18 protein-coding genes are annotated in these 21713 nt (G+C 49.3%); 5 read left to right on the top strand and 13 right to left on the bottom strand.

Annotation, left to right across the window (positions count from 1 at the left end):
- Positions 1–638: 638 nt before the first annotated feature.
- The 5 genes from HL45_RS20085 to HL45_RS18025 all read right to left on the bottom strand — a co-directional run bounded on the left by HL45_RS20085 (position 639) and on the right by HL45_RS18025 (position 6021).
- Entirely contained in the window at positions 639–1793 is a 1155-nt protein-coding gene (locus HL45_RS20085) for a M24 family metallopeptidase (RefSeq protein ID WP_084157125.1), read from the bottom strand.
- A 271-nt stretch (positions 1794–2064) separates the two neighbouring features.
- A complete protein-coding gene (locus HL45_RS18040) occupies positions 2065–2901 on the bottom strand; it encodes a proline dehydrogenase family protein (RefSeq protein WP_049972607.1) in 837 nt (278 codons plus the stop codon).
- Between the two features lie 75 nt (positions 2902–2976).
- On the bottom strand, positions 2977–4053 hold the full coding sequence (locus HL45_RS18035; protein ID WP_084157123.1) for an ABC transporter ATP-binding protein: 1077 nt from the start codon (positions 4051–4053) through the stop codon (positions 2977–2979).
- Complete coding sequence (locus HL45_RS18030; protein WP_049972606.1) at positions 4050–5120, bottom strand: ABC transporter ATP-binding protein; 1071 nt, start codon at positions 5118–5120, stop codon at positions 4050–4052. Before HL45_RS18030 ends, HL45_RS18035 begins: the two co-directional genes overlap by 4 nt.
- A gap of 1 nt (position 5121) precedes the next feature.
- Complete coding sequence (locus HL45_RS18025) at positions 5122–6021, bottom strand: ABC transporter permease (protein ID WP_049972605.1); 900 nt, start codon at positions 6019–6021, stop codon at positions 5122–5124.
- A 137-nt stretch (positions 6022–6158) separates the two neighbouring features.
- On the opposite strand from HL45_RS18025, the gene HL45_RS18020 reads away from it, so the two are divergent.
- Positions 6159–6941, top strand: a complete 783-nt coding sequence (locus HL45_RS18020; RefSeq protein ID WP_049972643.1) for a 2-amino-3,7-dideoxy-D-threo-hept-6-ulosonate synthase — start codon at positions 6159–6161, stop codon at positions 6939–6941.
- Positions 6942–6981: 40 nt separating this feature from the next.
- Here HL45_RS18020 and HL45_RS18015 read toward each other — a convergent pair whose 3' ends face one another.
- Both HL45_RS18015 and HL45_RS18010 read right to left on the bottom strand, forming a co-directional pair.
- On the bottom strand, positions 6982–7923 hold the full coding sequence (locus HL45_RS18015; RefSeq protein ID WP_049972604.1) for an ABC transporter permease: 942 nt from the start codon (positions 7921–7923) through the stop codon (positions 6982–6984).
- An 11-nt stretch (positions 7924–7934) separates the two neighbouring features.
- Positions 7935–9608, bottom strand: a complete 1674-nt coding sequence (locus tag HL45_RS18010; RefSeq protein WP_049972603.1) for an ABC transporter substrate-binding protein — start codon at positions 9606–9608, stop codon at positions 7935–7937.
- A gap of 108 nt (positions 9609–9716) precedes the next feature.
- Between HL45_RS18010 and HL45_RS18005 the strand changes: the two genes are divergently transcribed.
- The 3 genes from HL45_RS18005 to HL45_RS17995 all read left to right on the top strand — a co-directional run bounded on the left by HL45_RS18005 (position 9717) and on the right by HL45_RS17995 (position 12795).
- Positions 9717–10934: a M24 family metallopeptidase gene (locus tag HL45_RS18005; protein WP_049972602.1), complete on the top strand. Its 1218-nt coding sequence runs from the start codon at positions 9717–9719 to the stop codon at positions 10932–10934.
- 128 nt (positions 10935–11062) lie between these two features.
- A complete protein-coding gene (locus HL45_RS18000) occupies positions 11063–11848 on the top strand; it encodes an electron transfer flavoprotein subunit beta/FixA family protein (RefSeq protein ID WP_049972601.1) in 786 nt (261 codons plus the stop codon).
- Positions 11848–12795 carry an electron transfer flavoprotein subunit alpha/FixB family protein gene (locus HL45_RS17995; RefSeq protein ID WP_049972600.1) on the top strand — a complete coding sequence of 316 codons (948 nt, stop codon included), beginning with the start codon at positions 11848–11850 and terminating at the stop codon, positions 12793–12795. Before HL45_RS18000 ends, HL45_RS17995 begins: the two co-directional genes overlap by 1 nt.
- A gap of 37 nt (positions 12796–12832) precedes the next feature.
- Here the strand turns inward: HL45_RS17995 and HL45_RS21845 are convergent, their stop codons facing one another.
- From HL45_RS21845 to HL45_RS17965, 6 genes are all read right to left on the bottom strand, one after another.
- Positions 12833–13180, bottom strand: a complete 348-nt coding sequence (locus HL45_RS21845) for a cupin domain-containing protein (protein ID WP_049972599.1) — start codon at positions 13178–13180, stop codon at positions 12833–12835.
- A gap of 120 nt (positions 13181–13300) precedes the next feature.
- Complete coding sequence (locus HL45_RS17985) at positions 13301–14092, bottom strand: SDR family oxidoreductase (protein WP_049972598.1); 792 nt, start codon at positions 14090–14092, stop codon at positions 13301–13303.
- Between the two features lie 176 nt (positions 14093–14268).
- Positions 14269–15867 (bottom strand): aldehyde dehydrogenase family protein, encoded by a 1599-nt coding sequence (locus tag HL45_RS17980; protein WP_049972597.1) that lies wholly within the window; start codon positions 15865–15867, stop codon positions 14269–14271.
- A gap of 333 nt (positions 15868–16200) precedes the next feature.
- The gene (locus HL45_RS17975; protein ID WP_049972596.1) at positions 16201–17697 is read right to left on the bottom strand and encodes a sodium/proline symporter; all 1497 of its coding nucleotides are present in this window, start codon (positions 17695–17697) and stop codon (positions 16201–16203) included.
- 158 nt (positions 17698–17855) lie between these two features.
- Complete coding sequence (locus HL45_RS17970) at positions 17856–19019, bottom strand: pyridoxal phosphate-dependent aminotransferase (RefSeq protein ID WP_233274843.1); 1164 nt, start codon at positions 19017–19019, stop codon at positions 17856–17858.
- 255 nt (positions 19020–19274) lie between these two features.
- Positions 19275–20432, bottom strand: coding sequence for an NAD(P)/FAD-dependent oxidoreductase (locus HL45_RS17965; protein ID WP_049972595.1), 1158 nt, complete (start codon positions 20430–20432; stop codon positions 19275–19277).
- Positions 20433–20590: 158 nt separating this feature from the next.
- Here HL45_RS17965 and HL45_RS17960 point away from each other — a divergent pair, with 158 nt between their 5' ends.
- Positions 20591–21628, top strand: coding sequence for a proline racemase family protein (locus HL45_RS17960; protein ID WP_049972594.1), 1038 nt, complete (start codon positions 20591–20593; stop codon positions 21626–21628).
- Positions 21629–21713 lie beyond the last annotated feature (85 nt).

Below are 21713 nucleotides of genomic sequence, written 5' to 3'. Positions count from 1 at the left end.
TGTCAGTGTTATTGTTCCGTCACAGGGAACAGAGGTTCCAGAGTTGCGGAGGTAATTCGCTCAGCATGATCGTAGATCACCACCAATGCTGAGACCCAACTGCAGGGACGATCTCGATTCTACCGTACAAGTCAATCATAGTAACATGGAAAGAATGGCGTGCAAGACTCGGTTACAGATGTCCGAGAAAGTGTTCGCCCCTACGGAACGGTTATAACCAAATTATCACTGTTGGGGGATGGCAGTATCCAGTCGCGAAGAGTCAAATATTCCATTTTCATCATGTGATATTAGATGAGAACGGCTACTGCATAATATGCACAGAGGATTACAAAAATGGCGTGGAAGTCCGTATGGCGATGACAGTCAGGCGAGGTCAATTGAGGTTTTGGTGGGGACAGACACTGAGCTACGAGTCACGTCTGCTTGTGCCGGACTGTACATTGCGTCCCTGTTACCCAAGGACGATTCTACCTCATGACGTGTAGTATTTAAATCTATTGTTTTATATCGCCATACACCACTATAAGAAACATTCTACGGAAATATTTTCCATATTATTGGGCAAACGTCCAAAGTATTTTTTCAGTACAAAGCTGTTAGTATCGTTTATCGAACGATATTTAGTTCATTTTACTCTATCGAGGATCAATCGAATACGGAAGGGTGACAAAATTTTCGATACCATCGTCAGTTATCAACACGAGATCTTCCAATCTTATTCCTCCACGATCGGGATCATATATTCCTGGTTCAACCGTAATCACTTGTCCTGGTTTTAGTTCTGTTCGTTCAGAGAAGAATGGTGGTTCATGGAGTGAAGTCCCAACACCATGCCCCGTACCGTGATACAGTCCAACATCCACATCGCCGGTCTCGAATCCATTTGTTTCGATGACACTCACGATTGTCTCATGGACATCTTCACCATAGATACCAGGTGCGTCGTTTAATTGCTGTAAACCAGCCTCCAGTGCTTCAGAGACGACCTCGTATACGTTTTCTTCCCAAGAGTGAACCGTTCCAGGGACAAATGTCCGCGTGATATCACCAAAGTATCCGCTTGGCCCACGTGGCCCTAAATCGATAAGAACTGTTTCTCCAGGTACAATATCATCATTCCCATTGTAATGGAGATCTGCGCAGCTTACCCCTGCACCAACAACTGTGTTTCCGAAATCGTTACCACCTGCTTTTGCAACCACTGCATTGATTTCCCGACGTAGGCGTTCTGTTGTAAGTGGTGCCGAGTTCCAAACCAGTTCATTACCGGCCGTCGTTGATGCTGCAAGTATCGACTCGGCATGTCGCATCGCTTCTTGTGCAATTGCCATTGTTTCCCGAATGCATTCGATCTCATGGGATGATTTATACATCCGGGCAATTCCGATGACATCTGTCGTTACGACTTCGTAACCTGCTTGCTCTAATTCGAAATGAGCACAGTGTGGTATCGATGCTGGAACCAGTATTCGCGATACCGACGATGAATCTTGAAGAACGTCAATTGCACGCATGGCTGCCGATGATCGGTTACTATTCTGTGTTTTCGTTACTTCGGTACCTGGGAACTCACGTTTTGCTTGTTCATAGAATAACGCAGGAGCACACAATGTTGCCTTCTCGTCCGTATATACGAAAGCGTAGTCTCGGTCCGGTCCGTAAAAACGCGTGAGATACCAAAGCATTTGATCAGATTCGTCGCCGATATGGACGTATGCGTCGGCATTTTGTTTCTCAAGTTCAGATGAAATATACTGATAGTTTGGTATTGGCTGACCGTCTCGAGGCATGCTCACATAGAGGTAATCAGGGGAAATGAATGTATTGGTGAATGGATTACACGAGATCCGATTTAAGATACTCGTCAAAACTGTATCGACAATTGTCGAAAGATAATTTTATGATTGACGATACTGTAGGTAGGATCGATGTGTTACAAGTGCACCCACTGTGGCTCGAACAGTGTTGTTCAGAGCTATGGGACTTGGTCATGCAAAGAGTGTGGATACGTACCGCCACATGGGTCAGACTAATTCGAATAAAATGCGGTCACAGGTGAATTTACTTAGTCAAGATGGCGCGCAGCGCGAATAGCAGGTTCTCTTTCCGCTCTCGCACACGACGGTAGAAATACGAGGGCCATTTCGAACCGTAGGGAACATACTGCCAAACCTCATACTCTGCCGCGAGTTCTCTCTGGGCATCCTCTCGAACCCCCATGAGCATTTGAATTTCGAATGGCGTTCTATATTCCTCATAGAGCGATTTAGCATGCGAAATCATTGCAGGATCATGGCTCCCCACTGCGATTCCGTTATCGAATTCTTTGAACATAAACTCCAAATGAGCACGGTAAGCTTCATCCACAGCGGATTTCTCCTGCAGTGCAACGGCGGACGGTTCGTCGTACGCACCTTTTACAAGTCGAACCTTTCCAGGGAGATCCGCCAAATGTTTCAAATCATTTCTTGTGCGTTCGAGATTGGATTGGATACAGACACCGACTGTCCCATCGTATTTCGTAGAGAGTGACTCGAATGCATGAAGGGTAGCATCCGTTGTCTGGTGATCTTCCATGTCAACCCAAACGAAGTTGTTACAGTTGTGAGCACGTTGAACGATTCTTGCCAAATTCTCTCGAAATTCGGTCTCCGCGATGTCTAACCCGATCTGTGACGGCTTTATCGAGACACAAGCGGTCACATCTGAGCTATCGAGTGCTCCTAATAAGTCGAGATAGGCGTGCGTATCAGCCTCTGCATTCGTTGAATCGCCGTAGTGTTCACCGAGTTGGTTGAGTATGCAAGAGATGCCCTGGTTATTGACTCTCCGAGAATGTTCAAGTGCAGATTCCGCTGACTCACCAGCTACAAATCGATCTGCTATTGGTGGAATCATTACTTTGATAGAGGCGCTGTTGCCTTTATAAAATTGAACAATTCGACCGGAGAGGTTTGCAAGGCGTACTATTGTTCACCCGACAAACTCGTCGTTCGGTTCGGGGTTATCAGTGTAATGGTGACATGCGCATTGATTGGCTCCATCTATCTCTTTAAGTTTCGGGTCAATTTCCTCACAGACAGATCCAATGTACTCCTGGCATCGAGTGTGATATCGACACCCAGTTGGTGGATTCTGGGGACTCGGAACATCGCCTTCGAGAAGGATTCGATCAGATTTTGATTGCTCAGATGCCTCAGGGACTGCTGAGAGCAGTGCTTTAGTGTATGGGTGTTTTGGATCCTCGAAGAGATCGCTTGTCGATGCAAGCTCAGCGAGCTCACCTAAGTACATGACCGCGACTCGGTCACAAATGTGCTTTACGACACTCAAATCGTGACTGATGAATAGATAGGTGAGGTCATATTCGTCCTGGAGATCATCGAGCAAGTTGAGGATCTTTGCTTGGACACTTACATCGAGTGCACTAGTAGGCTCATCGGCAATTATCAGCTTCGGATTGACAGCGAGTGCCCGAGCAATGGCGATCCGTTGCTGCTGACCACCACTGAAGGCATGTGGTGCTCTAGATAGGTGACTCTCATTGAGTCCAACCTCTCGAATTAATTCTATAGTTCGATTTTCGCGTTTCTCAGCGGGCCAGTCGGTTAGACATTTCATTGGCTCCTGGATGAGCTCTGCGACGCTCATCCGAGGGTTAAGAGAGGATGCAGGATCCTGGAAAATAAACTGGAGATCTTGCCGAATATCCCGGAGTTCAGATCGTGATGCACCGGTAATGTCGGAGCCATCAAACCAGATTTTTCCAGCTGTCGGCTCGATAAGACGCAGTACTGTCTTACCAAGCGTCGACTTACCGCAACCGGATTCACCAACGAGACCCAACGTTTCACCACGTTCTATATCAAGGGTTACTCCATCAACTGCTTTGACCTGACTGACGGTTCGATTTAGGATGCCGCCCTTCACCGGATAGTACTTTTTCAGTTGTTCGAGTGTGAGTATCGGTTCCTCACCGTCGTGTGATGTGAAGCTACTACTCTGCTGTTCATCGGCACTGTCTTTGTGTTGTTGTGACTGTGAACTCATTGTGACTCACCTGGTTCAGTATGAGAGGATGCACCGGTGCTCGGTGCTGAAGGATACTCCCAATCAGCTGGCGGTGTCTCAGCGGCAATATCCGTGTAAAGATGGCAGGCAACCTCATGCTTCTCAAAGCCATTAGCCGTGGTAAGAGCAGGGTCGACGGCATCACAGACGTCGCCGATATACTGTGGACAACGGGACGCAAACCGGCAACCAGACGGTGGATTACGGAGATCTGGTACCACACCCTCAATTACCGGAAGGCGATCTGGGTCGTCGGAAAGTGATGGGATACTCTTCGAAAGCGCGCGTGTGTATGGATGTAGCGGCGCATCGAAGAGCTCCCTCATCGTACAGTTCTCTACGATATTGCCTGCATACATAACGGCAATCCGGTCTGCTATCTCGCTTATCACCCCAAGATCGTGGGAAATAAAGAGAATACTCATCCCAAATTCTTCCTGCAGTTCTTTCAGCAAATCCATGATCTGTGCTTGGATAGTAACATCGAGTGCAGTTGTCGGTTCATCTGCGAGCAATAGCTTGGGTTCGGTTATCAGTGCCATCGCAATAACAACTCGTTGTCGCATGCCGCCACTGAGCTCATTCGGATACTGATCCATAATCCGATCAGCATCAGCAAGTCCGCAGGCCTCGAGCATTTCGATCGCTTGTTGGCGGGCTGCCGACGCAGAAACGTCACTATGTGTACGTAATGGTTCGGTCACTTGCTTTCCAATAGTAAGCACTGGATTGAGTGAGGTCATCGGATCTTGGTAGACCATTGTAACATCGTTCCCACGAATGTTGTTAAGTTCCCGTTGGGAATGACTGAGAATATCCCGTCCAGCGTATTCTATGCTCCCGCTTACAATCTCAGCGGGAGGGGACTGAAGGAGGCCTATTGTAGATAACGCAGTAACGCTCTTTCCGCAACCGCTCTCACCGATAATACCGAGCACTTCATCTTCATAGATTTCCAGGTTGACACCATCAAGCGCTTCAACTGTTCCTTCTTCAGTGTGAAAGTGAACGTGCAAATCGTCGATTTTGAGGAGTGGTTGTGTCATGTTATTGTGATTGTTTTGGGTCTAATGCATCTCTAAGGCCATCCCCGAGCGCGTTGAATCCGATGACGACCAACATAATCGCAAGACCGGGAAATGTTGCGATCCACCAAGCATCAGCGATTTCACCACGTCCGGCAGCGATGAGCGCGCCCCATTCGGGCTTTGGTGGTTGGACACCCATTCCAAGGAACGACAGTGCTGCGCTCCAAAGAATCACGGTTGGAATGGTGAGCGTTGCGTAGACAATGATACTGGATGCGGCGTTTGGCAAGATATGGCGCGCGGTGATTCGGAGATCTGTCGCACCGGCCGCTCGTGCTGACTCGATATACTCTTCTTCCATTACTGACTTGACATCACCTCGTACTAGGCGAGCAAATCCTCGCCAACCGACAAGGCTCACAGCGACAACAAGCGGAATTAAGCCTCCACCGAGCATCCCTGCAATCGCAAGAGCAAGCACGATTGCGGGGATTGAGAGACTGATATCCACTAGTCGCATGATTGCTGATTCCGTCCAACCACCGTAATACCCTGCAATCAATCCGAATGAGACGCCGATTATCATTTGAATTCCGACGATAACGATGCCAAGAAAGACCGTATATCGGGCCCCAAAGACGACACGCGAGAAAATATCACGCCCATAGGTGTCTGTCCCGAATGGATGTTCGAGAGACGGTGGTTGTTTGAGGGCATTATAATGCTGGTTCGTTGGTTCGAATGGTGCGATAAATGGTGCGAATGCTGCTGTAAGCAGAAGCACCATCACGATGCCGAGTCCGAATAGAGCGAAGTTACTTCGCCTGAGTCGTCGAACGACAACCTTCGACCGTGAACGGAAACTCGTATCCACCCGCTGCTGGGCTATATCGCTCTGCGTTCCCTGCTTCTGTGCCATCACATTTACTATCACAGTTTCCCCTTGTTAAGCTTCCGCATAGGTTTGTGGAGTCGCTCATGAGAAATTTCGAGTGTGATTGGCAACTCCTACCCAAGTCGGAACTTCTTATAGGGAAAGCCACTGTGTGTATAATGATGTCAACCGGAATCGACGCACGACTCGCACGCATTGGAACTGACGGACGAATCCTTAACGTCCCGATGGATCACGGGATTACTATCGGTGCAACTCCGGGACTGAAACGGATTGAAGACACAATTGATGCGGTCACACGCGGAGGAGCCGACAGCGTTCTCACCCAGAAAGGACTTGCACGTCGTGTCCACCCGAACAAGAACGGAAAAGGCTACATTATTCATCTGAATGCATCAACTACACTTGGCCCGGATACGAACGATAAGCGGGTTACTGGTACTGTCGCAGAAGCCGTACGACTCGGTGCTGACGCTGTTTCGCTCCATATGAATGTTGGGAGTGACTCTGAGCCAAAACAGATAGAGCAACTCGCTGGGATTACACGTGATGCTGCAGAATACGGGATGCCAGTGCTCGCAATGACGTACGCTCGTGGCCCTGGTGTCGATGAGGACAATGCTGACCAGGCTGGCCACGCGGTTCGGTTAGCAGAGGAGGTTGGAGCAGATGTCGCAAAAACCGGATACACAGGTAGTGCACAAAGTTTCAAGGAGGTAGTAAATTCAACAGAACTTCCAGTCATCATGGCCGGAGGAAATCCACAAAGCGACCGTGACATGCTCGAGAACGTTCGCGGGGCAATGGATGCTGGTGCAGCAGGCGTTTCCATGGGAAGGAGTATTTTCCAACACGAAGACCCAGAGGCAATGACGCGTGCCGTCTCTAGTATCGTCCACTCAGACAACGGCGTCGACGAATCTCTCGAACGCGCAAAGCTATAAGTTTAGACGTTGTCCAAACTTCTCTTAGAATAGATGATAGTTAGTCGTAGGAAATTCGAGGGTCGAAATAACTATAAGTTATATCGACGAAGAGATTCGAGAGGATGACGATAATCGAATATATGAGGACGGTTCCCTGAATTACAGGATAATTCCTCGAAAGGACAGCATCAACGAGTAGTCGGCCCATTCCAGGCCACGAAAAAACCGTCTCGATAATGACGGTACCGGAGAAAATTAGTGGAATTTGGAGCCCAATAAGGGTGATAATCGGAATCATCGCGTTTTTCATAGCATGCGTATAAATGACGCTTTTTTCACCGATTCCTTTCCCACGAGCAGTTCTGATGTAATCCTCATTGAGAACCTCCAACATTGACGACCGGGTCATTCGTGTGAGGAGGCCAGCACGACGGGTTCCCGTCGCGATAGCGGGCAGTGCGAGGGAAGACAACCAAGTTAGTGTGAATATCGCTCCGGTTCGACCGGAAATTGGGAACAGATCCAGTCTGACTGAGAAGACCAAGATAAGTAGTAACCCAAGCCAGAATGACGGCATTGATATCCAGAAGATGGCGAAGAGCATCGACAAATTATCGGCCCAACTGTACTGTTTGACTGCACTGATGACGCCAAGCGGAAGTGCGATAATGAAGGTGATCACCATTGCAACGAGGGCTAACTCTAATGTCGGAACTAATCGCTCAGATATCATATCGGTTACTTCACGACCGCCACGGATTGACTCGCCAAAGTCACCTTGCACGACACCCCACATCCAGTCAAGATAGCGAATGTGAGGAGGTTCATTCAATCCCATTTCTTGTTCGAGATCTGCAACTGCCTCCGCGTCTGCGTTCGTACCGAGTGCAATTCGCGCCGGATTGCCTGGTGCCATGTACACAATCGATGAAATAACGATCGTGACGCCGATGATGACGGGGATAGTCACGAGGAGTCGTCTAACGATGTACTTATACATTGTCGAATTTTTCAGAGTCCGAGTTCGAGATGGCGAAGGTACTCTTTGACCGGCCACCATGGATGATCGTTCGTCATCGTATCGATACCGCTAACCGAATTTTTGTAGCCGAGAATCTTGTTATAAGCCAAAACTGGTACGACAGGGGCCTGTTCTTGTACGACGAGTTGAGCATCAACGATTGCTTGATTACGCTTCTCATCGCTCGTGGACGTCTGCGCTTTTTGAAGCAGATTGTCGAACTCCTTGTTTTCCCAGAGTGAGTAGTTCGTTCCGCCCTTCTTAGCACTTTGAGCGCTTGTGAGAGTCGCTGAAAGCGTCTCAAGAGCATACTGACCGCCATACCCCATCACGACCAAATCATGTTCACCAGCTTCAAGTTTCTTGTAGAGTGTCCCCGCTTCGAGAATCTTTAGATTCGTTTTGAAACCTACCTTCTCTAACATCGGCTGTATCGTTGTTCCGATTTTCTTCTCCCGAGAGATCGTAAATGTGAGAAAGTCAATTTGAAGTTTCTTCCCACCTTTCGATCTGACTTGACCCTGTTTCGAGTTCGTCCATCCGGCTTGTTCAAGAAGGCTGCGGGCTTTCCCAGGGTTGAACTGTTGTCCAGTCCTCTTTGCACGATCTTTATCCAACGCATTTTTCGCCATTGGTGGCATGAGCGCCCAAATATCGTATCCTTCACCACCAAGTGCTGCTTCAGTAACTGCATCTTTCTTTATCGCGTGTGTAACTGCTTTCCGAACGCGCACGTCATTCATTGGCTCCTTCTGAGTATTCGGACAGAGATATGCCTGCCGGGTGAATTTTTTGCGCTTGAGCCCCGTATTAGAATCCTGCTCCACTTTTTTAGCGTCAGAAAGAAGCACGGACTTCGAAAGATGGACATCGCCATCAGTAAGTTCATTGAGAAGGGTCGTCGGTTCGGGATGGGATTCGAATCGGAATTTCTTCACCTTTCCGGGACCCGTATTCTGAACCCAATCTGGTCCCCAGTCATATTCATCAAACCGTTCCGTCTCGATGAAAGCACCACGAGACCAGTTTTTGAACTTATAGGGGCCGGTTCCCACGATAACATTCTGGCCATATTTTTTGCCCGCTTTCTCAACTGCCTTCTTTGAGACGAGAGCAGAATTCCATGCTGAAAGGCCTCTCGGGAGCAAGGGGAATGGGCTATCGTACTTGACGGTGATTTCGTAATCCCCCGTGACCTCTGTTTTGGAGACGTTTCCTGCGAGATATCCCATCGGAGATTCACTGACGAACCTATCGAGATTCCATTTTGCGACCTCTGCAGTTAGTTTTTCACCATTATGGAACTTGATACCTTCCTCGAGGATAAGAGTATATTCGGTCGCATCGTCGTTCATCGAGTATTTCTTTGCCAAGTGAGGAACTGGTTTCAGATCCGGATTGACACGAAAGAGCGGCTCGTTGATAGCAAACAACACTTCCTGTGTACCAATGCGTGTGGCACGGTGCGGGTCGAGTGGTTCATCGCCGGACATCTTCGTATTCTGACCGACAATGAGCGTGTTTCCGTTTGATCCGTTCGTATCATCCTCCGATCCGTTGTTCGAACTGCAACCTGCCGTAGCAACTCCTGCACCAACCATCCCAAGAGCTGATAGGTATGCCCGTCGGTCTATCCGCTTGTTATGCGGTGGCTTACTAGCCATGATAGGCGATGACAAACTCAGTAGATATAACCTTTATGTGTAATAGTAGATATTTAGAGTCGAAATAAAGTGGCCAACATTTATTATATTACCTGATAGCCTTTCTGTATGGCTCCAACGAGAGTTCCAACAGCGGAGTACCACAGTCACATCTCGCGCGTTCGCGACGATCTCGCGGCTAATAATGCCGACGCCCTTTGCCTCTTTTCGTCAGTGGATATCGGTTGGTTGAGTGGGTTCCATCACTTGCAGACAGAGCGACCAGTTTGTCTCGCCGTCACACAAGACCAGGTAAGTCTCACAGTTCCACGATTGGAGCTAGATCGAACCGATGGCGATGAATTCCCGCTTCTCGATGAAATCTATTGGTACTACGATTATCCAGGGGGATCTGGGACAGATGCGACTTACTATGAACATCCATCTGCAACCCCGGAAGAAATCATTGCAGAGATGCTTTCTGACCTCAATGTCGAGCACGTTGTCGCAGATATGAACGGTGCACCTGGGTACTGGGGATACTCTGGCCCAACACTTGACGAGTTCGCCGATGTCACTGTTGAAACGGTGGAATGGATCAAAGAGTATCGGAAAGCTAAGTCACCCACCGAGCAGAGTCTGATGCGGGAATCTGCAAAATGGGGGAATCTCGCTCACCGAAAACTTGAGGATTATGCCGAGCCAGGGAAACATGAACTCTGGGTGGCAAAGAAGGCGAGCCTCGATGCGTCAATGGCAATGCTCGACACCCTTGGAGAGCGATACCAATCACGACTTCGAGGCGGTTTCCCGGCGTCATGTGGTTTTCTCTCTGGGCCAAACACTGCCCTTCCCCACGGGTTAACAGAAAACCGCCGGTTAGAACATGGAGACGTTATTATCACAGGTGCGACTGCAAACGTTGATGGCTACATTAGCGAACTCGAACGAACGATGTTCATCGGAGAAGTGAGTGACGAACATCGACATTACTTCGAGCATATGCTTGAGATGCAGACACTCGCGATCGAGGCGTGTGATCCCGGTGTTCCTGTCGCCGACGTTGACCAAGCCGTTCATGATTACTGCGAGGAGCACGGTCTCCTCGAATACACTCAGCATCATACAGGGCACAATATCGGCCTTGGTGTCCACGAACGCGGGTTCCTCGACAGAGGAAGCGACGAGGTTATCCAACCCGGACATGCCTACACGATTGAACCCGCCCTGTTCGTTCCAGATGTCGCCGGCTATCGGCACTCAGACACTATCATTGTTACAGAATCCGGTGTCGAGTCGATAACCTACTACCCAAGAGATTTGGAGAGTAACATCATCTCATATTGAGCAGAATAAACTAGCTCATCCCTAATCATATCATTTAGTCACCATCAATAGATCCCAGATATTGAAGCCAGTTCTGGCGCTAACAATATATTTTTGTGCTTATAGTGCTGTCTTTAGTAAGACCACAGATGAAGGTGTTAGTATTGGTCAAAGAGGTTGCAGAGCTAGCTGAAGATTTCGAAATCAGCGACTTAGTGATCAAGGAGCGGTACAAAGAGCATGTGCTGAATGAGTGGGACGAGTATGCAATCGAGACGGCTGTCCAAATTAGTGAGGAACGTTCAGAAGAAGTCGAAATTGTTAGCGCCACCATCGGCCCAGAAACATGTGAGGAAACAATCCGTCTCGCGTTAGCAAAAGATGTGGACCGAGCCATTCGGTTCTGGGATGATATTTTCAGCCAAGATATCGTTGACGCGCGTGTACGTGCAACCGTACTTGAAGCCATCGTCGATCGCGAGAAGCCAGATCTGATTCTAACTGGCGTTCAGGCAGACGACGACGGTTTCGGCGTAACCGGTGTTATGCTTGCAGAGCGCATCGGATTCCATTGGGCTGCCGTGGTTAATCATCTTCAGCTCACCGAGGACACTGCTCGTGTTCGGCGGGAGCTTGAAGGTGGCGTTGAGGAGGTAGCGTCCGTCCCGCTTCCAGCTGTTCTTACCATCCAAACTGGAATAAACGATCCCCGATACGCAAGCCTTCGAGGCATTCGACAGGCAAAGAGGAAGGAAATTGAGGAAATAGACCTTGCGGATTTAGATCTTGACTCGGATCACTTTACACAACAGTTAGAGCGACGATCCCTTGTTAAACCGGAGAGTGAAAGCGACATGGTTCGTTTTGAGGGAGAAGCAGACGAAGTAGCGTCCGAACTTGCCGAGCTCCTCCGAGAAAGGAGGGTGGATGCATAATGAGTGAAGTTCTGGTAGTCGCAGAACACCGTGGTGGAGAGCTTCGTGATGTAAGCTTTGAAGCAATAACCGCAGGTAAGGAGCTTGCCAGCGGTCTCGATGCCTCTCTCGCGGTCGTAGTCATTGGAGAGAATTCAAAGAAATTTGCGAGTGAATTGAATCGTAGTGGTGTAGATACGGTTTACTGGGTTCCTGAAGGGGAGAAGTTCAACCACGATATCTATCATCAAAGCATTGTTTCGCTTGCCAGCGAGCGAAATTTGGTTGGCGTCGTGATGCCGCACAGTGTCAATGGCCTAGACTATGCACCCGCCGTTGCAAGCACACTCGATACACCGATCGTTACAGACGTCACTGGCATCGAAACCAATGATAAAATCGTGCTAACACGCGAGCGACATGGATCGAAGGTTGAAACAGATATTGTAGTTACAGATGGTGTCCCGGTTGCAACCATTCGAAGTACTGAGTGGGTAAAAGCAAATTCGTCAGGCTCTGCCACTGTGCGTGAGTTTCCTGTCGATATCGAGAGATCCACAGTAGCTGTCGAAAAATTCGTTGATGTCATGGATGGAGATGTCGACATCTCACAAGCAGACATACTCATTAGCATCGGACGAGGTATTGAGGAAGAAGATAATCTCACTCTTATTCAGGAACTTGCAGAAGTGATGGACGCAACCCTATCAGCATCACGACCGATAGTTGATAATGGATGGCTGCCAGATAGCAGACAAGTTGGACAGTCGGGCAAGGTTGTAACCCCGGACGTTTATCTTGCCATCGGAATTTCCGGAGCAGTCCAGCACGTCGCAGGCATGAAGGGTTCAGACACCATCGTTGCAATCAATACTGATCCAAATGCCCCTATCTTCGATATTGCAGATTATGGTATCGTTGACGACCTTTTCGAAGTCGTGCCGTCGCTAATCAGCCAGTTCGAATAATAACAGTGATGTATTTTTCTAAGTAGATCATGCGCTACTAGTCTTCTCGGTCGGTCCAGAATTCGAAGCCTCGGCCGGGTGCAAAGACATCAATTGCGACGGCGCGATCGTCCCCGGTATTTTCGACACGGTGAGATTCCCACGCATCTAGCCAGGCAGAGTCGAACCGCTCGAGGGTGGTTTTGTCATCTTCTGTGTGAATAGTGAGTTCACCCTGGAGAACGATACAAACCTGCTCATTCTCATGGTCGTGCATTGGGGACGAATGACCTGGAGGTTTCTCAAACCACTCGAACGTGAATTGGTCACTACCGGCAAGTGACACACGCTGCCATCCGTCGTCAGGTTCGTACGTATCCGCGTTACTAAAGCTTACAGACTTCATCTGTTCCGTCTATTAGATAGGGTACATGCTATTTTAATATTGTGGAGGAGCCGTGTCTTCCACTAAGGAGTATACTCTACTTCCATCTAATCGCATTACAACAGACGGCAGGAAAGTAGGTTAGAGGTTTGCAGCACCTGCTCCGCCATCAATCGGAATAGCGACTCCATTTAAATAACTCGAGCGGGGAGAAGAAAGGAATGCAACGACTTCTCCGAGTTCGTTCGGATCACCAATCCGTCCGAGTGGGATACTTTCACCACGTGCCTGCAGTCCATCTTCGTAGGAATCGTATTCACCCCGTTCGACAGATTGTTCAACGAGTTCCTGAATCCGGCTTGTTTCGTGTGGACCAGGTAGCACAGCATTTGCCCGGATTTCAGGCGCGAGTTCTTTCGAGAGCGTTTTTTCGAGACCGATAACGCCCATTCGTACCGAGTTCGAAAGTACAAGTGAGTCAATAGCCTCTTTAACACTTCGAGATGTGATATTGACGATTGTTCCGCCCTGACCATCTTGAAGATGAGGAATCGATTCGCGAACGAGACGAACCACACTCATGACTAGCAAATCGAATGCGTGATACCAATCATCGTCCGTCGTTTCCGTGAATGGCCCGCTTGGTGGACCACCAGCGCTGGTGACGAGATGATCCAACCGGTCAAATTCATCGACGGTTGTTTGAACAAGGTTCTTGATATCGTCTTTTTCCGTGAGGTCGCCTTGGACACCGATAACCTTGCCATTCCCCAGACCATCGAGGGCGCTAACTGCTTCATTGATGTCGGTCTTGTTTCGGCCGTTGAGTACGACGTTCGCGTCTTCTTTAGCAAGCACTCTGGCCGACGCTCTGCCAAGGCCACTGCTCGATGCTGTAACTAACGCCACATTGTCCTCTATTCCAAGGGTCATAGCAGTTGGAATGGTGTCCTCTCACTATTTAGTAGTTCGGTTGCAGGAATCCATCTGCGGTACACGCTGATACACAGGCACTGGGGGATAGCGAGCTCTTTAACCTGTTTTCAGATGTTAAAGAAAAGACGTTGGGGTTCGACCGTTCAGCTTTGATTACGATACCGGTGTGTCAATTATTGGTTTCCAACGTCTCCGACAACTGTTCGACTCTGTTGGCGCATAAATTGGGGAAGATACCAATAGCCACCAGCGAATTTACCAGTCGTTCCGGAGAATTTCCAGCCACCGAAGGGTTGTGCATGGACTAGCGCTCCGGTTGTGGCACTTTGTGAGCGGTTCACGTAACACATTCCAGATTCGATTCGATCGAACCAGACGTCGATTTCTTCCTGACCCTCGGAGAAGAGACCAGCACAAAGTGCATAGTCACTATCGTTAGCCTTGGTAATCGCTTCGTCAAGACTTGAGACGGGATGGATAGTTACAAACGGGAGGAAATGTTCCTCCGTTGCGAGCTCATGGTCGTGCGGAATATCCGTTACGACAGTTGGTTGTACGTATCGACCCTCGGGTAGTTCTGAGTCGGCAACCTGCTCACCACCAGTATGTACTGTACCGTCAGCCCGTGCCAAGTCGCAGATTTCGTGATATCGATCCAAGGCACTGTCGTCGATAAGCGGTGAAACTACGGTGTCCTCGTTTTCTGGTACGCCAATCGTCAACTCCATAGTTTCTGCGACCAACTGCTCAGTGAACGAATCAATAACATCTTCGTGGACATAGACGCGAGATGTCGCTGAACACTTTTGACCGCTAAAAGAAAATGCCCCAAGCTTGACTCCCGACACCGCTTTTGACAGGTCAGCTGTATCAGAGACAATGACTGGGTTTTTGCCACCCAATTCGGCGACAACTGGCCCTCGTTTTCCCATCTCCTGGAAAGTCTCCTGAATGGTAAGACCGACCTTTCGAGACCCCGTGAAGGCAAAGCCGACGACGTCTTCATGCTCGATCAGTGGTTGTCCGACTGAGCTGCCTCCACCAGTAACGAGATTTACGACACCATCCGGAATCCCTGCATCATTCAGTATTTCGATAAATTTATGCGCGACCAAGGGAGTCGTGCTTGCCGGTTTCACGACAGCAGTGTTTCCAGTGATTACTGCGCCGGTCGTCATTCCAGCCAGAATTGCCAACGGGAAGTTGAATGGTGTTACAACCCCGAAGACACCATATGGAAGAAGTTCGTTTGTACAGTGTTGGTTCGGTGTTGGTTCGCCTCTATCGAACGTGTAACCGTTATTCCTTTCAATTTCCTGACTGTAGAATCGAAGGAAATCGATGGCCTCGTCAACTTCGGCGATTGCTTCACCCCGATTTTTCCCGTTTTCAAGAGCCATTGTCGCAACGAGCTCGTACTTCCGGTCATGAATATTGTCGGCTGCTTGGTTGAAGATTTCGGCTCGCTTCTCCCAGGAAGTGTTTCGCCAGTCGTCGAATGCTTCGGAGGCAGCCTCAACGGCTTGATCGACATGGTTCGGTTCGCCCGAGGCGAATTCTCCGATCACTTGGTCGAAATCACCAGGATTGGTAACCGTAAACGTGTCATCGGTCTCAACCGGCTGGCCGGAAATCCAAAGCGGATACTCCCCTCCAAGCTCATCACGAACGGTTTCGACAGCATCTTCGTACGCTTGATGGAACTCTTCTGTGGTTCCTTTTTGCTGGTGTGTTTGTACGGTTTGCTCGTTCTCAAAGGTACCAGACTTCATCGGTTCATATTTTCCTCCTAACTCTTCATAAAGATGCCGGAGTGAATTCGTGTCAAAATATTAACTTTAATCAACACATCTAATTGATGGAGGATAACGAAGTATAATAGTGGAGTAGTTCATTGGAAGCAAAGCATGACCACTTCTGTCTACTCCGATTTCCGACTGAGCAAGTTCCGGTTTTTTCAGACATCTTCGAGTCGAGCAAGGCCAATCGATAGAAGAGCCGACATCGACGGAAATCCTTCTGCTCGTGGTTAGTGTAGCAATAGTAGCACTGGGCCGCTTCTGGCTTATGAGAGCTTAGCGGAGGTGAGAAGTATACGGCGGCGATTAGTCCTGCACCGTCGGTGTTTCGGGTGACGGCGTCTCAGTTACTTCCTCACGTGGCCAAATCAGCGACGCGAGGATAGCGGCTGCAAAACCAATCGGGGGGGCAACAAGGCGAACCGTAACAATTGATGTGAAGCCTAATGCAGTCCACAGGATAGTAACTGCAGGTCCGACAAGGAACGCTGCAGCAACGCCAGCTTTTGAGAGATTGTCCCGCCAGAAGAACAGGAGGGTGAACGCTGGCCCGAAAGCCGAGAACAGTCCCGTTGCAGAGTAGCTTACCAAGGTATAAACGAGATCTTCAACGGAGAGTGCAATGGTAAGACCGACAAGTCCAACAATCAACGTTGCTGCTCGTGAGATACGAAGTCGGGTTTTCTCACTGAACGTGCGTTCTTTTGCAACCACTTTGTTGTAGACGTCTTGTGCCGCAGCGGAACTTGCGACAACGAGTTGCGAGTCAGCCGTTGACATCATCGCTGCGAGCGCACCAGCGAGCATTATTCCACCAAGGAGTCCCGGTGTATGTTCGAGAACCATAAATGGGAGAACCATCTCACGGTCGGCCTGAATCGCTTGGGGCGCACCGTGGAGGGTTCGAGTTAGTAGGCCGAGGAGAACTGCACCAATGGAAGTGAGTATTCCCCAGAAGGTTGCGATGATGACCGCTGTTTTTCGCTCCTCATTGTTGGGCATCGCCATCAATCTGACATCCAGGTGAGGATAGCCACCGAGGTCAGCAAAAATCCAGCTCAGATTTGCGCCAAGGAGGAGCAGTGCAGCTGCTCCGGTCTTACCTCCAAACCACGACGCTCGTCCCTCACCAGCTGCTTCCAAGCTACCCATGACTGAAAGCGAGGGATCACTAACGACGCTCACGAGTAGTATCGCGGGCAAAACGATGAGAGTAAACACCATCAACAATGCTTGCAATGCATCGGTCCAAACGACGGCCAGGAAGCCACCGGCAAGGGAGTAAGCGATAATCATGACCGCGACGATAAGCAGTCCCGTGAGAGGCGTGATTCCGAAAATCTGCTGGAGAATCTTCCCACCAGCGAGGAACTGCGACCCGACGTATCCCATGTAGAATACGAATGTCACGAGGGCAGGAAGCAGCCGTATCATCGGTGAATCACCTGGCAGTTTCTCCGCAATAAGTCCAATTGGTGTAATCGCCCCCGTTTCCTTCCGTCCGTTCATAAACGGCTTTGAGTAGATTACCCATTGAATGATCGCACCACCTGATGCACCTACGAGAACCCAAACAGAGGAAAGTCCAGTCGCCCATGCCAATCCTGGCATACCTAAAAGAAGCCATCCGGACATCCCCGAACTTCGCTCTGAGAGTGCCAGTGCCCAGCCAGGGAGTTTCTCTCCACCTAAAAAGAAGTCTTCTTCCGATTCGACTTTTTTCGAACCCCAATAACCTATTAATATAACTACTATTAAGTATCCAACTAAGCCCATAACTGTATTTGTGCCTGCTTGCACCATGCTTTCATTACTCCAGCCAACACTATAACTTGTTCATACATATAGTTAATGATGAATGGTAGCTTGTGACATTGATAAAATATGACAAAGAGGATGTGAATTCATCGGCCTTCGGAAATGGAACAGCTAACAGTTCCTGCTTATACCCCAGGTTTCAGTCAGAGCCAATCCTCAAGACGATCGAATGCCTCGTCAATTCGTTCGACCGAATTGGAATAGGCAATTCGGAATCGGCCATGTCCCGACTCACCAAAGACGGATCCTGGGACAAATGCAACACCTGCCTCTCGGAGGAGCGACCAAACAAACTCTTCTTCATCAGGATACCCGTCAGGTGTTGTCGGGAAGGCATAAAAGGCACCCGACAGTGTTGGACACGACATCCCGGGAATGTTTTCGATTCGCTCCATGATACGTTCACGCCGACGTGCAAACGCATTGACCATCGGTTCATGGAGACCACTTTGGAGTGCACGGACGCCAGCATGTTGTGAAATCGACGGCGCACAGGTTGTCGTATACTGCCGAACACGGACAATTGAGTTGATGAGTTCGGCTGGAGCTGCGAGATAACCAAGTCGCCATCCAGTCATCGAATACGCTTTGGAAAACCCGTTAATCGTTACCGTCCGGTTGAATAGGGTATTTTCAGCGGCAGGACTCAAGTGCTCCGAACCGTCGTACCGGATTTTCTCGTAGATCTCATCCGAGAGCAGCAACAGGTCATTGTCGATCACGAAGTCCCCGATGGCGTTCAACGTATCTTGGTCTACAACACCACCAGTTGGATTGTGGGGGCTGTTCAGAACTAACAGTTTAGTTCGCTCTGATACTGCTTCCGTCAGTGAATCGAGGTCTGGCTTAAAGCCTGTTTCCGGGTCTAGCTCGTAAGTGACTGGATTACCGCCGGCCATGCGAATACTAGAGGCGTACGTCCAGCAGGGGTCTGGAATTAGTACCTCGTCACCCTCTTCAACTAGGGCGAGCATTGTTACAAAGATTGCCTCAGTTGCGCCGGTCGTCACGACAATCTCGCTCTCTGGCTCATAATCGATCCTGTTCTCAGCAGATAGCTTATCGGCAAGGGCTGATCGAAGCGGAGCAATTCCGTAATTGGAGGTGTAGTGGACATGTCCATCGGAAAGTGCCTGACTTCCAGCTTGCTTGATTTCACTCGGCGTATCGAAGTCGGGACGACCGATTTCCAAGTGTACAACATCAGTTCCAGATTGCTCGAGTCGGTCGCACTCTTCGAAAATTTTCCGTATTCCAGAGAAGGGAATCCGATCCATTCTGCTGGCAGAGTGGTCTATGTTGACCATATGGAGCATTTTCAGTCCAGAGGTATAAATCTATTATTCAATGGAGTTCCCATGAATGCCATCAATGTATAGAATTACTATTTTCAACGGTTCAAAGGGGGTAACCAAGAGAGGGTGGGTTCGACTGAGTCTACTTGAGCTGTCCCCATGTCTTTTGGAAGCAGATGTGTATAAATAATTTAGGATGGGTGAACTATTTTCGAGGGTTCCAGATAGCTAGCTCCCTTCTGACCGTCAGGGATTCGTCATCGTCACTTAATTGATCACGGTGCCCTCTTCGAGATGCACACCGCGGGAAAACCGTTCGGCAGTTAGCTGTGAAATATCGATCAGTGAGGCGTCGCCATCAGCGATGAGTTCCGCCACGATCTGTCCTGTTGCTGGAGCTTGCATAAACCCATGTCCCGAGAATCCAGCAGCGTTAATGAATCCAGGAAAGGATTCTTCGATTATTGGATGGTGATCAGGAGTCACAGCGTACAGCCCAGCCCAACCTCGCTTTACACGAGACTCCGGGCCGAAATACTCTGCACACTTCGACGCCTCCTCAATCGTTTTAGCAGCCCAATCCAAATCCATTTTCTCTTTATAGGCATCAGGATCCATTTCCGGGTCAACATCGGAAAAATGGCCACCGACAACAGCCGCACCGTCGCGTTCGGGTCTGAAGTGAGCGCTTCGATCAAGGTCAATCGTGAACGGAACAGAATCGTCAATTGGATTCTCCGGATCGACGACCATGAGTTGACGGCGGCGCGGTGAAATTGGAATATCGAGTCCGACCATTTCTCCGATTTCATTTGCCCACGCACCCGTCGCATTTACGACGTAGTCAGCGTTGAATTTCTCAGAATCCGTCCGAACTCCCGTGACCTTGCCGTCTGAGTCCCGCTGAAGCACATCAGTCACCTCGACGTTTGTTCGGATATCTGCACCGGCCTCATTCGCAGCGATAGAGAATCCCTGCAATCCGAGATGGGGATCTGCGAAACCGTCAGTAGGGCAGTACGTTCCTCCGAGAAATTGGTCGGATTTCAGTTTCGGACACAGCTGTTCAGCTTCACCAGGAGTCACAAACTCACTCTCGACACCGAGTTTGTTCTGTTGTCGCACATTCTCGTGAAAACGTTCAACTGTTGATTCCGTCCGGGCAAGGAAGAGATAGCCTGGGCGACGATAGCTAATATCGGTGTCAAATTCCTCATCGAACGTCTCCCATATCTTAATGCTCTCCTTTGAGAGGGCTGCACTCACCGGTGATGAAAACTGAGCTCGGATACCGCCATTAGCCCGATCGGTACTTCCGGATCCGATCGTCGATTTCTCAAGTACCGTGACGTCGATTTCGCGTTGTCTAAGGTAATACGCAGACGCCAATCCAATGATGCCACCGCCAATGATAATCACCCGCATGAGCGGTGAATTCCAGTTCAATACACATAATTGTGTGGTTCGAGGAACCAGATGATGATTCACAGTCACCTATAGATATAAGTAGTTAGCGAGGAAGTTTGATTCTGAGCAACGTGTCGAATCCGTCTCGACGAACCCCCAAACGAGAAAGATCGATTATGAATGCTACCGATCCGACCTGGCAACCGCCGGAGGAGTGGACCGAAATTGAAACCGTTGATGCTCATACGGGTGGCGAGCCCCTTCGAGTCATCACCAACGGACTACCCCCGTTAGAAGGTACCACAGTTCGGGCGAAACGGCGATATATGGAACAGGAACTAGATGAATACCGACGGGCACTCATGTGGGAACCGCGAGGACATGCGGATATGTATGGGGCCGTTGTTACCGAACCAAACGATGATGATGCAGACTTTGGGGTACTCTTCCTCCATAATGAAGGGTACAGTACAATGTGCGGACATGGCATCATCGCGCTTGCGAAGATAGCCGCGGATACTAATTTACTAGGAATCACCCCCAATCATGATGAGATTGTCATAGATACTCCTGCTGGACGCGTAACGGCGGTCGTTTATCGGCATAAGGGAGTGGTAGAATCAGTGGAGTTCACAAATGTTCCGTCATTTGTCTACGCACGAGATCAAACAGTCCATGTCCCACCCTGGGGGACGATCCGATTCGACATTGCATTTGGTGGAGCATTCTATGCGTTCTGTGATGCCGAACAGTTTGATGTGAAGCTGAATGCGGATCATTTCGGGGAGATAGTAGAAATCGGACAAACAATAAAAGAAGCAATCGCCAAAGAAGTCAAGGTTGAGCATCCAGAGTCAGACGATCTCGGATTCCTCTACGGAACAATACTTACGGGAGATCCAGAAGATGAGAATGCTGACAGTCGGAACGTCTGTGTATTTGCAAACGGTGAAGTTGATCGCTGTCCGACTGGCACAGGGGTAAGTGCCCGTATCGCTCTTCAATCGTCAGCAGGTTCCCTCTCGCCTGATGAGACTTTCGAAGTTGAGAGTATCGTCGGTTCGAAATTCGTCGGGTCGTATACAGAAGCAACTGATTACGAGGGCTATTCAGCGATCTATCCAAGGGTTCGCGGATATGCGCACATAACAGGTCAACACGAGTTTTTCATTGATCCAGCAGATCCATTCGGCAAGGGGTTTTTCCTTCGATAAACATCTGAGAGAAAATCATACGTACTTTCACCAATATTGTTCGGCATCCCGGAACAATCTATTTGTAGCTTCACATGCAACACCT

The sequence above is a fragment of the Haladaptatus cibarius D43 genome (genome assembly GCF_000710615.1).
Classification (GTDB): Archaea; Halobacteriota; Halobacteria; order Halobacteriales; family Haladaptataceae; genus Haladaptatus; species Haladaptatus cibarius.
Note: the sequence above shows the minus strand (reverse complement) of the source record. Positions and strands in the feature narration are given on the sequence as shown.